The sequence below is a fragment of the Streptomyces virginiae genome (assembly GCF_040638905.1).
Lineage (GTDB): Bacteria > Actinomycetota > Actinomycetes > Streptomycetales > Streptomycetaceae > Streptomyces > Streptomyces virginiae_B.
In genome coordinates this window covers 99,668-113,696 of sequence record NZ_JBEZYV010000014.1, presented here as the reverse complement: position 1 = coordinate 113,696, position 14,029 = coordinate 99,668, and the positions used below count along the sequence as shown (strand labels likewise).

General features: G+C 71.8%; 12 protein-coding genes. 9 read left to right on the top strand and 3 right to left on the bottom strand.

The window, feature by feature from the left end:
* The first annotated feature begins 14 nt into the window (after positions 1–14).
* The 7 genes from AB0F82_RS21105 (at position 15) to AB0F82_RS21075 (ending at position 6,293) form a co-directional block, all read left to right on the top strand.
* The gene (locus tag AB0F82_RS21105; protein WP_030027414.1) at positions 15–527 is read left to right on the top strand and encodes a MaoC family dehydratase; all 513 of its coding nucleotides are present in this window, start codon (positions 15–17) and stop codon (positions 525–527) included.
* Between the two features lie 2 nt (positions 528–529).
* Positions 530–1,735: an acyl-CoA dehydrogenase family protein gene (locus AB0F82_RS21100; protein WP_030027413.1), complete on the top strand. Its 1,206-nt coding sequence runs from the start codon at positions 530–532 to the stop codon at positions 1,733–1,735.
* Between the two features lie 186 nt (positions 1,736–1,921).
* On the top strand, positions 1,922–2,578 hold the full coding sequence (locus AB0F82_RS21095) for a phosphatidylserine decarboxylase (protein WP_362629908.1): 657 nt from the start codon (positions 1,922–1,924) through the stop codon (positions 2,576–2,578).
* On the top strand, positions 2,565–3,425 hold the full coding sequence (pssA, locus tag AB0F82_RS21090; RefSeq protein ID WP_376506802.1) for a CDP-diacylglycerol--serine O-phosphatidyltransferase: 861 nt from the start codon (positions 2,565–2,567) through the stop codon (positions 3,423–3,425). The genes AB0F82_RS21095 and pssA overlap by 14 nt, the downstream gene beginning before the upstream one ends.
* Positions 3,426–3,830: 405 nt before the next feature.
* A complete protein-coding gene (locus tag AB0F82_RS21085; RefSeq protein ID WP_362629905.1) occupies positions 3,831–5,315 on the top strand; it encodes an AlkA N-terminal domain-containing protein in 1,485 nt (494 codons plus the stop codon).
* A gap of 9 nt (positions 5,316–5,324) precedes the next feature.
* Positions 5,325–5,819, top strand: a complete 495-nt coding sequence (locus AB0F82_RS21080) for a methylated-DNA--[protein]-cysteine S-methyltransferase (RefSeq protein ID WP_356811154.1) — start codon at positions 5,325–5,327, stop codon at positions 5,817–5,819.
* A gap of 84 nt (positions 5,820–5,903) precedes the next feature.
* Complete coding sequence (locus AB0F82_RS21075) at positions 5,904–6,293, top strand: SHOCT domain-containing protein (RefSeq protein WP_362629901.1); 390 nt, start codon at positions 5,904–5,906, stop codon at positions 6,291–6,293.
* A gap of 7 nt (positions 6,294–6,300) precedes the next feature.
* Here AB0F82_RS21075 and AB0F82_RS21070 read toward each other — a convergent pair whose 3' ends face one another.
* Both AB0F82_RS21070 and AB0F82_RS21065 read right to left on the bottom strand, forming a co-directional pair.
* Complete coding sequence (locus AB0F82_RS21070; protein WP_362629898.1) at positions 6,301–6,729, bottom strand: hypothetical protein; 429 nt, start codon at positions 6,727–6,729, stop codon at positions 6,301–6,303.
* 46 nt (positions 6,730–6,775) lie between these two features.
* Entirely contained in the window at positions 6,776–7,276 is a 501-nt protein-coding gene (locus AB0F82_RS21065) for an NUDIX hydrolase (RefSeq protein ID WP_362629895.1), read from the bottom strand.
* A gap of 482 nt (positions 7,277–7,758) precedes the next feature.
* On the opposite strand from AB0F82_RS21065, the gene AB0F82_RS21060 reads away from it, so the two are divergent.
* Together AB0F82_RS21060 and AB0F82_RS21055 are read left to right on the top strand one after the other, a co-directional pair.
* On the top strand, positions 7,759–8,907 hold the full coding sequence (locus AB0F82_RS21060) for a glycerate kinase (protein WP_362629892.1): 1,149 nt from the start codon (positions 7,759–7,761) through the stop codon (positions 8,905–8,907).
* A gap of 145 nt (positions 8,908–9,052) precedes the next feature.
* A complete protein-coding gene (locus AB0F82_RS21055; RefSeq protein WP_436842123.1) occupies positions 9,053–11,878 on the top strand; it encodes a SpoIIE family protein phosphatase in 2,826 nt (941 codons plus the stop codon).
* Positions 11,879–11,888: 10 nt separating this feature from the next.
* Here the strand turns inward: AB0F82_RS21055 and AB0F82_RS21050 are convergent, their stop codons facing one another.
* A complete protein-coding gene (locus AB0F82_RS21050) occupies positions 11,889–13,952 on the bottom strand; it encodes a SpoIIE family protein phosphatase (RefSeq protein ID WP_362629886.1) in 2,064 nt (687 codons plus the stop codon).
* Positions 13,953–14,029 lie beyond the last annotated feature (77 nt).

Here is a 14,029-nt window from a genome sequence, read left to right as displayed (position 1 = left end):
AAGGACAGACCACCATGCAGTTCGGACGCACGTACGAAGAGTTCGAGGTCGGGGCGGTCTACAAGCACTGGCCCGGGAAGACGGTCACCGAGTACGACGACCACCTCTTCTGTCTGCTGACCATGAACCACCACCCGCTCCACATGGACGCGAACTACGCCGAGAACACCACCGATTTCGGCAAGAACGTGGTCGTGGGCAACTACATCTACTCGCTGCTGCTCGGCATGTCCGTGCCGGACGTCTCCGGGAAGGCCATCGCCAACCTGGAGATCGAGTCCCTGCGGCACGTGGCGCCGACCTTCCACGGCGACACGATCTACGGCGAGACCACGGTCCTCGACAAGACCCCGTCGAAGTCCAAGAACGACCGCGGCATCGTCTACGTCGAGACCAAGGGCTACAAGCAGGACGGCACCCTCGTCTGCGTCTTCCGGCGCAAGGTGATGGTCCCCACCGAGACGTACATCAAGGAGCGCGGCGGCGAGCAGCCCGGCCGCCCCCAGCTGAAGACCCAGGAGAAGTAGCCATGGCCCGACTCGCCCAGACCGCCGGGCTGACCGACGTCCAGCGGGAGATCCTCAAGACCGTCCGCGAGTTCGTCGACAAGGAGATCATCCCGGTCGCCACCGAGCTGGAGCACCGCGACGAGTACCCGCAGCAGATCGTCGACGGTCTCAAGGAGCTCGGCCTCTTCGGGCTGATGATCCCGGAGGAGTACGGCGGCCTGGGTGAGTCGCTCCTCACCTACGCCCTGTGCGTGGAGGAGATCGCGCGGGGCTGGATGTCCGTCTCGGGCATCATCAACACGCACTTCATCGTGGCGTACATGCTCAAGCAGCACGGCACGCAGGAGCAGAAGGACCACTTCCTCCCGCGCATGGCCCTTGGCGAGGTGCGCGGCGCGTTCTCGATGTCCGAGCCGGCGCTGGGCTCCGACGTCTCGGCCATCAGCTCCAAGGCGGTGAAGGACGGCGACGAGTACGTCCTCAACGGCCAGAAAATGTGGCTGACGAACGGCGGCAGCTCCACCCTGGTGGCCGTTCTCGTGCGAAGTGACGAAGGACACCCCGAGGGCACCGCGCCCCACAAGTCGATGACGACCTTCCTCGTGGAGAAGGAGCCCGGCTTCGGTGAGGTCCGCCCCGGCCTCACCATCCCGGGCAAGATCGACAAGATGGGCTACAAGGGCGTCGACACGACCGAGCTCATCATGGACGGACTGCGCATTCCGGCCAATCGCGTCCTCGGCGGCCAGACCGGCCGAGGGTTTTACCAAATGATGGACGGCGTCGAGGTCGGCCGCGTCAACGTGGCGGCGCGTGGCTGCGGCGTCGCACAGCGTGCTTTCGAACTGGGTGTCTCGTATGCCCAGCAACGTCACACTTTCGGCAAGGCGATCGCCGAACACCAGGCCATCCAGTTCAAGCTGGCCGAGATGGCTACCAAGGTCGAAGCCGCTCATGCGATGATGGTGAACGCAGCACGCAAAAAGGACTCCGGGGAACGAAACGACCTCGAAGCAGGGATGGCGAAGTACCTCGCCTCCGAGTACTGCAAGGAGGTGGTGGAGGACGCCTTCCGCATCCACGGTGGATACGGATTCTCGAAGGAGTACGAGATCGAGCGCCTCTACCGCGAGGCTCCGATGCTGCTGATCGGTGAAGGTACCGCCGAGATCCAGAAAATGATCATCGGGCGACGCCTGCTCGAGGAGTACCGGCTCCAGGGCTGAAAGTCCCTTTTGCGGCGGATCCTCCCCGGGTCCGTCGCCACAAGGTCACTACCAGTCACTGGCCGACGGTCATCGACTCGGCTTCTGGCTTGCCCAGTTGTTGCGCGCAACCGATAGCATTCCAGTAAAGCCGCCGTCCCGTCCCCCTGTTTGCGGCGCGGCAATCACCCGCTACGAAGGTCATCCATGCCCCACAGCCAAACCTCTGCACCCCGCGACAGCCGACTCGGCGTACGTCTCGCCCGCGGAGCATCGCCGTGGCTTCTGCCGACCGTCGCCACCGCGGCGCTCAGCCTCACCCGGGCCCGCAAGTCCGGGCGCTGGGCCGCTGTGGCCGTGCCCGCAACCGCGCTCGCCGCGGGCATGCTGTGGTTCTTCCGTGACCCCGAGCGTGAGATCGCTCAGGGCCGTGTCATCTCGCCCGCCGACGGTGTGGTGCAGAGCATCATGCCGTGGAAGGACGGACGCACCCGGGTCGCGATCTTCATGAGCCCGCTCAACGTCCACGTCAACCGCGCGCCCCTCGCGGGCACGGTGACGTCCGTGGAGCACATCCCCGGCGGATTCGTCCCGGCCTTCAACAAGGAGAGCGAGAACAACGAGCGCGTTGTCTGGCACTTCGACACCGAGCTCGGTGACATCGAGATGGTGCAGATCGCCGGCGCCGTCGCCCGGCGCATCGTCCCGTACCTGTCGGCCGGCACCAAGGTGGAGCAGGGCGAACGCATCGGTCTGATCCGCTTCGGCTCCCGCGTCGACATCTACCTCCCGGAGGGCGTCGAGGTCGCGGTCGAGGTCGGTCAGGCCACCACCGCGGGGGTGACACGAATTGACCGTGACTGACCCTGAGACTCCGGCCACCGGCTGGGTGCCCGAGTCCGCCGAGGAGGAGTCCGCCGAGGACGACATGCCACTCTCGCTGCGGCTGTCGATAGCGGACACCCTCACCCTCGGCAACGCGACGTGCGGATTCATGGCGGTGTACTTCACCACCACCGGAATCCTCATCCCGCACCTCACCGGGAGCGGCGAGACGGGCATGGCCCGCAACAGCGCCGCCACGGCGGTGATACTGATGCTGCTCGCCGCGGTCTTCGACCTCTTCGACGGCATCGTGGCCCGCAAACTGCGCAGCTCCCCGATGGGCGCCGAGCTGGACAACCTGTCGGACCTGATCAGCTTCGGCCTGGCCCCGGCCTACTTCGTCCTGGTCTACGGCATGGTCGCCGTCGACGCGGACCAGAAGATGTCGGCGCTGGCCGCGATCGTGGTGCTCCTCGCCGTGGTGCTCCGGCTCGCGAGATTCAGCTGCGTGACGATGAAGGACGGCATGTTCCAGGGCATGCCGAGCCCCTTCGGCGCCCTGACGGTCGTCTCGATCGTGCTGCTGGAGCTGCCGTTCATCCCGACGCTGCTGGCGATCATCGGGGTGGCGTGGCTGATGGTGAGCCGCGTCGAGTACCCCAAGCCGCGGGGTGTCCTCGCGGTGGCGATGCTCTGCTGGATCATCAGCGCGATGGGGCTGCTGGCGGCCTGGGCGTTCGACGCCCCGGGCGGTCAGCTGCTGCTCCAGACCGGCTGCGCCCTGCAGATCGCGATGGCGGCGACCATTCCGCTGTTCGCGACGACGCGGAGGGCCAACACCTTCCGCCACAACCGCCGCGAAGCCCGGGCGACGTCGCTGCGCTAGCCCGACATGCACGAGAAGGCCCCGGATGCCCATGGCATCCGGGGCCTTCTGCGTGTCCGAGGGCGGGGCCGGGCCGGGGCCGGGGCCGTGTCGGGGGCCGGGGCCCCTTCTCACCACCCGGTGGGGCGGGGCCGTGGCCGGTGGTGGGGCGGGGGGCGTCCGGGGTGTGAAACGTGATTTGTGGCCCGTACCGCTGAGCACCTTCCGGCTCCCCGGGGGGCCATAAATCATGCCTACCCCGGACGGCCCCCGCCCCGCCGCCGGCCACGGCCCCGCCCCACCCCACCGGCCCCCGCCGAACCCCCGCCGAGCCCCCGCCGAGCCCCCGCCGAGCCCCCGGCCAGGGCTACGCTTGATGTCGGAAAACCGCCAGCCCCCGTCGGTCCCGCCCAGAATCATGGAGCCATGCACACCGACACCGAGCGCTGCGTAAGGGCCGTGCAGTCGAAGGACGCCCGCTTCGACGGCTGGTTCTTCACCGCCGTCCTGACCACCCGGATCTACTGCCGGCCCAGCTGCCCCGCCGTACCCCCGAAGGTCGAGAACATGACCTTCCTGCCCAGCGCCGCCGCCTGCCAGCAGGCCGGGTTCCGCGCGTGCAAGCGGTGCCGGCCCGACACCAGCCCCGGTTCCCCCGAGTGGAACGCCCGCGCCGACGCCGTCGCCCGGGCGATGCGCCTGATCCAGGACGGGGTCGTGGACCGCGAAGGCGTCCCCGGTCTCGCCGCCCGCCTCGGGTACTCCACCCGCCAGGTCGAGCGCCAGCTCAACGCCGAGCTCGGAGCCGGCCCCCTGGCCCTGGCCAGGGCCCAACGCGCCCAGACGGCCCGGCTGCTCATCGAGACCTCCGAGCTGCCGATGGCCGACGTGGCCTTCGCCGCCGGCTTCGCCTCCATCCGCACCTTCAACGACACCGTCCGCGAGGTCTTCGCCCTGTCCCCGAGCGAGCTGCGCAACCGGTCGGTCAAGGCCGGCCGCAACAGGAACGCCCCGCCCCGGATCCCGGGCACGATCAGCCTGCGCCTGCCGTTCCGCACGCCCCTGAACCCCGACAACCTCTTCGGTCACCTCGCCGCGACCGCGGTGCCCGGCGTCGAGGAGTGGCGCGACGGCGCCTACCGCCGCACCCTGCGCCTCCCCCACGGCACCGGCGTGGTCACCCTGACCCCGCAGCCCGACCACATCGGCTGCCGCCTCGCCCTCACCGACCTGCGCGACCTGACGATCGCCATCAGCCGGTGCCGCTGGATGCTCGACCTCGATGCCGATCCCGAGGCCGTCGATGAGCAGCTGCGCTCCGACCCGCTGCTGGCTCCGCTCGTGGACAAGGCCCCCGGGCGCCGGGTCCCCCGTACGGCCGACGCGGCGGAGTTCGCCGTACGGGCCGTGCTGGGCCAGCAGGTGTCCACGGCGGCGGCGCGCACGCACGCCGGCCGGCTGGTCACGGCGCACGGCGAACGCGTGGAGGACCCGCTGGGCGGCCTGACGCACCTCTTCCCCTCGCCGCAGGCGCTGGCCGGGCTCGACCCGGAGTCGCTGGCACTGCCCCGCAGCCGGCGGGCCACGCTCACCGGCCTGGTCTCGGCGCTGGCCGACGGTTCGCTGCCGCTCGGCTTCGACAGCGACTGGGAGGCGGCCCGCGCGCAGCTTTCGGCGCTGCCCGGTTTCGGTCCGTGGACCACCGAGGTGATCGCGATGCGGGCGCTCGGCGACCCGGACGCGTTCCTGCCGTCCGATCTCGGCGTGCGGCGCGCGGCGCAGGGGCTCGGTCTGCCGTCCACCCCGTCGGCGCTGACGGCCCGGGCCGCCGGCTGGCGGCCCTGGCGCGCGTACGCCGTCCAGTACCTGTGGGCCACGGACTCCCACCCCGTCAACCACCTGCCCGTCTGAGGAGCATCCGTGAACGTCAAGCAGCACACCGTCGTCGACAGCCCTTACGGTCCGCTCACCCTGGTCGCCGCCGACGGCGTCCTGAGCGGCCTCTACATGACCGGGCAGCGCCACCGGCCGGCCGAGGAGTCCTTCGGTGAGCGGGTGGCCGCCTCGGAGGAGCCGTTCCCCGAAGTGGTGCGACAGTTGGCCGCGTACTTCGCCGGGGAGCTGACCGCGTTCGACCTCCCGCTGCGTCTGGAGGGCACCGATTTCCAGCGCAGCGTCTGGGACCAGCTGGTACGGATCCCGTACGGCGAGACGTGGTCGTACGGGAAGCTGGCGGCGAAGCTGGGAAAGCCGAACGCCTCGCGGGCGGTGGGCCTGGCCAACGGGAAGAACCCGGTCGGGATCATCGTGCCGTGCCACCGGGTGATCGGTGCGTCCGGCAGCATGACCGGCTACGGCGGCGGGGTGGAGCGCAAGGTCCAGCTGCTGGCCTTCGAGTCCGCTTCACGCTCTTAGGCGTCGACCGGCGGACCGGCTCCGAATGCGGACATACGGGACCACCTGTATGAAAGAGGTACCGCGACGCGATCGGAGCCGGGCATGGACGACTATCCGCTTCTGAACCTCTTCTGGACGATGCTGTGGCTGTTCCTGTGGATCATGTGGTTCTTCCTGCTCTTCAAGATCATCACGGACATCTTCCGTGACCACACGCTGAGCGGCTGGGGCAAGGCCGGCTGGCTGATCTTCGTGCTGATCCTGCCGTTCCTCGGCGTGTTCGTGTACCTCATCGCCCGGGGGAAGAGCATGACCGAGCGGGATGTGAAGCAGATGCAGGAGAACCAGGCGGCCTTCAAGCAGTACGTCCAGCAGGCGGCCGGCCCCGGTGGCGGTTCGGCGGACGAGCTGCACAAGCTCTCCGTCCTCAAGGACAAGGGCGACATCACCCAGGAGGAGTTCGACCGCGCCAAGGCCAAACTCCTGGTCTGATCGCGGGTCAGACCACGAGGAGCGGGACGAGCAGGGCGAAGGCGGCGCCGGCCTCCACGGCGTAGCCGTAGAGCGACGGGTGCTGCACGGGGGCGGCGAGCAGCACCACGCCTTGCTGCGCGGCGGCCGCCGCCACCCATTCGGCGTCGGCGCCGAGGTTGCCCTCGTACCAGCCCTGGCAGGCGCCGGGGCCGGTGACGGCGAGGAAGTCGTCCTCGCGGCGGTAGAGGGCCCGCCAGTCGGCGGCGGGCGTGGACCACCCCTCGAAGTCGGCGAACCGGGCCCAGCCGCCCTCGCGTATCGCGGTGTCGAAGAGCCACACCGGCGTCCCGTCGGGGGTGACCTCGCCGCCGGCCTGCTCGTCGGTCGTGAAGTGGACCATCGGCAGGGCGTCCGGCCCGTCGGCCGTGCTGGGCCAGGCGTACATCGTGATCATCGCTTGATTCTGTCCTGGTCGAAGTAGGCCGGTGTCTGCCGAGTGTCTACGGGGTGACCGGGCGCCGGCCGTTCTCCAGTTCCACGGTGCCCTCACCCGACTGGAGGACCCGGTAGGCCTCCTGGACGCGCGGTCCGAGCGATCCGGGCAGATAGGTGGCGAGTTCGGCGGGGTCGACGAGCCGCCACGAGACCAGTTCCTCCTCCTGGAGCCTGATCGAGGCCAGGGAGGCCTCGTCGAGCACGCCCCCGTCGTAGAGGTACGCGACGAGCGGCGGCCGGTCGGGGCCGATCGTCCAGTCCACGGCGAGGAGGCGGCCGAGGGGGACGTCGATGCCGATCTCCTCGGCGCTCTCGCGGCGGGCGGCGGTGCGCGGCGACTCGCCCCCGTCCGACTCGATGGTGCCGCCCGGCAGGGCCCAGCCCTCGCGGTAGTTGGGCTCGACGAGCAGGACCCGGCCCTCGGCGTCCCGGTAGAGGGCGGCCGCGCCGGCCAGCACCCGGGGCAGGCTCGCGATGTACGTGGCGTAGTCATCCGTGGTGGTCACCCGGCCACCCTACCGAGGTGCCGCCGGTCAGACGCCCGCCCCGGGGCCGGTGCCGCCGAGGCGGATCGGGTCGAAGCGGCTGATGGCGAGGACGGCGCACATGACGAGGAAGACGTCGGCGGCGATCACGTACGGCCGGGCGCAGTTGTTCAGGGTTACGCCGGCACGGTGCTCGACGCGGCGCCGAAGGAGTCTCCGGCGAGGGCCGCCCAGGCGACGCCGGCCGGCACGGCGATCACGCCGACGGTGACGACGGTGTGGTCGGGGGCGCGTCCACGCGACCGCCGGGGCCGCCGCCCGGGGTGTCCGGACGCGGCTGTTCCAGTGATGCGGCGCTCATGCGGCCACACTATGCGGGCTCATATCCGTATTTAGGCGCATGGCGCGCCGGGTGTGGCCCAGGCCACTCATGGGCATAGGAGGATCCTCCGGATAAGCTCATGGCGGCGCGACTGCACTGTTCGATAGCAAGGGATAGCAAGGTGACGGACGGAGCAGTAACTGAGGCCGCGCGCGTGCTCATCGCCGCGGATAAATTCAAGGGCTCGCTCACGGCCGTTCAGGTCGCGGAGCGGGTGACGGCCGGCCTGCGCAGGGCCGTACCGGGCGTGGAGATCGAGACCCTCCCCGTCGCGGACGGCGGCGACGGCACGGTCGCGGCCGCCGTGGCGGCCGGTTTCGAACGCCGGGAGGTACGGGTCACCGGACCGCTCGGTGACCAGGTCACGGCCGCCTTCGCGCTGCGCGGGGACACCGCTGTGGTCGAGATGGCGGAGGCCTCGGGCCTCCAGCTGCTGCCGGCGGGCAGCTTCGCCCCGCTGACGGCGACCACGTACGGCTCGGGCGAAGTCCTCAAGGCCGCGCTGGACGCGGGCGCCCGCTCGATCGTCTTCGGCGTCGGCGGCAGCGCCACCACGGACGGCGGTGCCGGGATGCTGGCGGCGCTCGGCGCGGTGTTCCTGGATGCGAACGGCGAACCGGTCGGTCCGGGCGGCGGTGCGCTGGCCGACCTGGCCTCGGCCGACCTGTCGGGCGTGGACCCCCGCTTCGCGGAGGTCGACTTCGTCCTGGCCAGCGACGTGGACAACCCGCTGACCGGCCCGAAGGGCTGCGCGGCCGTCTACGGCCCGCAGAAGGGCGCTTCGCCCGAGGACGTGGCGGCGCTCGACGCGGCGCTGGCGCACTACGCGCAGGTGCTGGAGAAGGCGATCGGGCCGAAGGCCGCCGAGCTCGCCGCGTCCCCGGGCGCGGGCGGTGCGGGCGGCATCGGCTACGGCGCACTGCTGCTGGGCGCGAGCTTCCGGCCCGGCATCGAGCTGATGCTGGAGGTACTGGGCTTCGCGCCGGCGCTGGAGCGGGCCACGCTCGTCATCACCGGCGAGGGCTCCCTGGACGAGCAGACCCTGCACGGCAAGGCCCCCGCGGGCGTCGCGGCGGCGGCGCGGGCGGCGGGCAAGCCGGTGGTCGCGGTCTGCGGCCGGCTGCTGCTGGACCAAGAGGCCCTGGAGGCGGCCGGTATCCGCAAGGCGTACCCGCTGACGGATCTGGAGCCCGACCCGGCCAAGTCCATCCCGAACGCGGGTCCCCTCCTGGAGCAGGTCGCCGCCGCCATCGCCGCCGACGTCCTCTGACCCACCGGGGCGGAGGCCCCGGGCCCCGCGCCTCGCGCGAGGCCCGGCCCCCCGCCCGGGGGCCGGGCCTCGGGCGTTCGGTGCGGGGGCACGGGGAGGTCCGGTAGCCCACGCCCAAACCCCGGGACAGTGTTAGAAAGGGCTCATGACCGGACGTTTTGGTCGACAGCCGACCGGGTGGGGTTCGCGCATGTCAGCGCGCCTGTCCCGGGGGGCGCACAGTGTCGCCGGTCAGGTCTTCGCCCTCCAGGCGGTGATCGTGCTGCTGCTGATCACCGCCGCCGCGCTGGCCCTGGTCTACCAGGCCCGTTACGACAGCCAGCGCGACGCCCGCAACCGCTCGCTCGCCGCCGCCGAGGCCTTCGCGCACGCCCCCGGACTCCCCCAGGCGCTGATGTCGCGCGATCCGACGGCCGCGCTCCAGCCGCTGGCCGAAGCCGCCCGCAGGGCCTCGGGCCTGGACTTCATCGCGGTGATGGACCTCCGCGGGGTCCGCTACACCGACTCCCGGCCCGAGCTGATCGGGCAACGGGCCTCGGACGTCTCCCGGGCCGTCGCCGGGGAGTCCTTCACCCAGGTGTTCAAGGGGCAGCCGAGCGACGCCGTCCGGGCGGTGGTGCCCGTGCGGAACGCGGACGGCGAGGTCATCGGCCTGGTCGGCACCGGCATCGAGGTGGAGAACGTCTCCCACGCGGTGGAGGGACAGCTCCCGCTGCTCGTGGGCGCCACGGCGGGCGGTCTGCTGCTCGGCACGGTCGGCGCCGCCCTGGTCAGCCGGCGGCTGCTGCACCAGACCCGCGGCCTGGGCGCCGCCGAGATGACCCGGATGAACGAACACCACGAGGCCGTTCTGCACGCCGTCCGCGAGGGCGTGCTCATCATCGGCAACGACCAGCGGCTCATCCTGGCCAACGACGAGGCCCGACGGCTGCTCGACCTGCCGCAGGACGCCGAGGAGCGCCACGTCGGCGGCCTCGGACTCGACCCCCGCACCACCGAGCTGCTCGCCTCGGGCCGGGTCGTGACCGACCACGTGCACCTGGCGGGCGACCGGCTGCTCGCGGTCAACGTCCGGCCCACGGTGGCCTACGCGGGGCGGCCGGCCGGCCGTGTGGTGACCCTGCGCGACACGACCGAGCTCGCCTCGCTGTCCGGCCGGGCCGAGGTCGCCCGCAGCCGCCTCCAGCTGCTGTACGACGCGGGCGTGCGGATCGGCACCACGCTGGACGTCGCGCGGACCGCCGAGGAGCTGTCGGAGGTGGCCGTGCCGCGCTTCGCGGACTTCGTGACGGTGGAGCTGCTGGAGCCCGTACTGCGCGGCGACGAGCCCTCCCGTGGCGGTGTGTACACGGAGATGCGCCGTGCCGCCATCACCGGAATCCGCCCCGATTCGCCGCTCCAGCCGGTCGGCGACCTCATCCGGTTCGAAGTGCCCACGGCCCCGATGGCGGCGGCCCTGGACGCCGGGCACGCGGTGCTCGCGGCCGACCTGAACGCGGCCATGGGCTGGCGGGCCCAGGACTCCCAGGGCACCCGCGTGGCCCTCGAATACGGACTGCACTCGTTGATCTCCGTACCCCTGCAGGCCCGCGGGGTGGTCCTGGGCATGGCCAACTTCTGGCGCGCCGACACCCCCGAGCCCTTCGACGGGGAGGACCTGTCCTTCGCGGAGGAGCTGGGTGCGCGGGCGGCCGTCTCCATCGACAACGCCCGCCGCTTCACCCGCGAGCACGCGATGGCCGTGACGCTCCAGCGCAGCCTCCTGCCCCGGGTGCTGCCCGACCAGAGCGCCGTGGACGTGGCCTACCGCTACCTGCCGGCGAAGGCGGGGGTGGGAGGCGACTGGTTCGACGTGATCCAGCTGCCGGGCGCCCGGGTGGCGCTGGTCGTGGGCGATGTCGTCGGGCACGGGGTGCACGCGGCGGCCACCATGGGGCGGCTGCGCACGGCGGTCCACAATTTCTCCACCCTGGACCTGCCGCCCGACGAGCTCCTCGGGCACCTGGACGAGCTGATCAACCGGATCGACCAGGACGAGGCCGGGGTCGCCGGGAACGGGGACGGCAGCGCCGACGGGGAGGGGAGCGGAGCGGACGGGGAGGACGCGGGGCCCGACGGTACGGCCGAGCGCACGTCCTCCGTCACCGGCGCCACCTGTCTCTACGCGGTCTACGATCCGGTCTCCGGGCGGTGCCGGATGGCGAGCGCCGGGCACCCCGGGCCCGCGCTGATCCGCCCCGACGGCCGGGTGGAGTTCCCCGAGATGCCGGCCGGGATCCCGCTCGGCGTGGGCGGGATGCCCTTCGAGGCGGTCGAGTTCCAGCTGCCGGAGGGGAGCCGGCTCGTACTGTTCACCGACGGCCTGGTGGAGGACCGCGACCGGGACTTCGACACCGGGCTGCACCTGCTCGCCGAGACGCTGTCGCGGCCGGGCCGCAGCCCCGACCAGGCCTGCTCGGACGTCCTGGCCACGATGCTGTTCCCGGTGCCGAGCGACGACATCGCCCTGCTGATCGCGGACACCCGGCGGCTGGAGGCGGACCGGATCGCCGAATGGGAGGTGCCCCTCGAGCACTCCGCCGTCTCGTGGGTGCGCAACGCCGGCTCGGCGCAGCTCGTCGAGTGGGGCCTGCGGGACACCGCCTTCACCGCGGAGCTGATCCTGAGCGAGCTGGTCACCAATGCGATCCGGTACGGCAGCGCGCCCGTCGGGGTCCGCCTGATCCGCGACCGGAGCCTGATCTGCGAGGTTTCCGACGGCAGCAGCACCTCTCCGCACCTGCGGTACGCGGCCACCACCGACGAGGGCGGGCGCGGGCTGTTCCTCGTCGCGCAGTACGCGGAGCGGTGGGGTACCCGCTACACCGACCGCGGGAAGGTCATCTGGGCCGAGCTGCCGCTGACCGGGAGTGCGGAGCCGCAGCCGCCGGCGCCGCTGGACCTGGACGCGCTGGAGGACCTGGCCTGGTGAGCCGGGCGGGTCAGACGGGCCGGGAGCGGGCCAGCAGCATCGCCACGTCGTCCTCCTGCGCGCACGGCAGCAGCCGCCGCAGGATCTGGTCGCACATTCCCTCCAGGGGCTGCTCCACCCCGTGCAGGGCCCTGCCCAGCTGTTCCATGCCCTGGTCGAGGTCGCGGTCCCGGGCCTCGATGAGCCCGTCGGTGTAGAGCACGAGCAGGCTGCCCGGGGGCAGGTGCACTTCCTCGGTGCGGAAGTCGCGTCCTCCGGCGCCCAGCGGGGTCCCGGGCGGGCCGTGGAGGAAGGTGACGGTCCCGTCGGTGGCGACGACGGCCGGCGGCGGGTGGCCGGCGCGGGCGATGACGCAGGCGCCGGACGCCGCGTGGTGCACGGCGTACACGCACGTCGCCATCTCGTCCTCGCCGAGGTCGGCGACGACCGCGTCGAGGGAGCGGAGCAGCTGCGCGGGGGGTACGCCGTGGCGCGCGAGGGTCCGTACGGCCGTGCGCAGCTGGCCCATGACGGCCGCCGCGTGGACCCCGTGGCCCATGACGTCCCCGATGACGAGCCCGGTCCGGCCGCCGGGCAGCGGGATGGCGTCGAACCAGTCCCCGCCGACGTCGTTGTCGCTGGCGGGCAGGTAGCGGCCGGTGAGTTCGAGGCCGGGGACCTCGGGCAGGGCGCTGTTGGTGAGGCTGCGCTGGAGGGTCAGGGCCGCCCGGCGCTGGCGGGTGTACATGCGGGCGTTGTCGATGTTGAGGGCGGCGCGGGCGACGAGTTCGTCGACGAGTACGCAGTCCTGCGCGTCGAAGGGCTCGCGCTCGCGCGTCCGGGTCACGGTGACGGCTCCCAGCACGGTGCCTCGGGCGACGAGCGGGACCAGGCGGGCCGAGCCCAGGGTGGCCAGGTAGGACCTCAGGGCGCCGGCGCGCGGGGAGGTGATCAGGGCCGGGATGTCGGAGACGTAGAGGTTCATGGGCCGGCCCTCGGCGATGACCCGTTCGTAGACGGTGCCCGCGGGGATCTGGAAGGTCTGGCCGGCGGTGAGTTTCGCGGTGGGGGCGGAGGGGTCGGGGAACTGGGCCGCCAGACGGCGCAGGACTCCGCGGGTGGAGGCCGCGGGCGTTGCGCCCTCGTCGGGGCCCAGGACCGATTCGAGGAGCTGTACGTCGGCGGAGTCCGCGAAATGCGGTACCAGCAGTTCGACGATCTCCTGGGCGGTCTGGTGCAGGTCCAGGGTGGTGCCGATGCGGGTGCCGGCCTCCGCGAGCAGGGCGAAGCGGTGCTGGGCCAGCTCGGCCTCGGCCTGGGCCTGCTGTCTCTCGGTGATGTCGATGAGGGAGGCGATCACGCCGAGGGGCCGCCCGGAGCCGTCGAGGAGCGGGGCGTAGGAGCAGGACCAGGTCCGGTCGTGTTCGGGGTCGGCGGGTGTCCGCCCGGTGCGGCGGACGTCGACGACGGCGGTGCCCCGGTCGAGGACCTGCTGCATGGTCGCCTCCAGGGCGACGGCGTTGACCCCGGGGACGACTTCGGTGAGCCGTTTGCCGAGGTGGTCGGCGGCGGACATGCCGTTCATCCGGGCCAGTGCGTCGTTGACCCGGAGGAAGCGGAGGTCGGGGCCGAGGGTGGCGAGGCCGATGGGCGACTGGGTGAAGAGGCTCTGGAGGGCGGCGAGGGAGTCGCGCATGTGGAGGACCTCGGAGGTCTCCACGGCGATGAGCATGGCTCCGGTGCGCCCGGTGGCGTCGACGGCGGGGACGATCCACATCTCCATCACGACGCGGTGCCCGTCGCGGTGGCGTACGGGGAGGGTGCCGACGACGGTCTCGCCGGCCTGGACGCGGCGGGTCAGCTGGTCGGCGAGCTCGTGGTTGGCCTCGGGGACCAGTACGGAGGCGCCGGGGCGGCCGAGAATGTCCTCGGGGCGGTGTCCGAGCAGGTCCTGGGCGGCCAGCGACCATTCCACGATGCGGCCGTCGGCGTCCTCCCGCCACAGGGCGATCGGCAGCAGCTCGCGGAGCACGCCGGCGTAGCCGACTGCCGCCGGCTGGTCCGGCACCTCGCTCGTCGACTGGTACGTGTCCACACCGACCTCACCCCGGGGGCCCGAATTGCTACCGATTCACCCTATCCGAGGCATCGGCGCCGGGCTCGCGTCGCCGG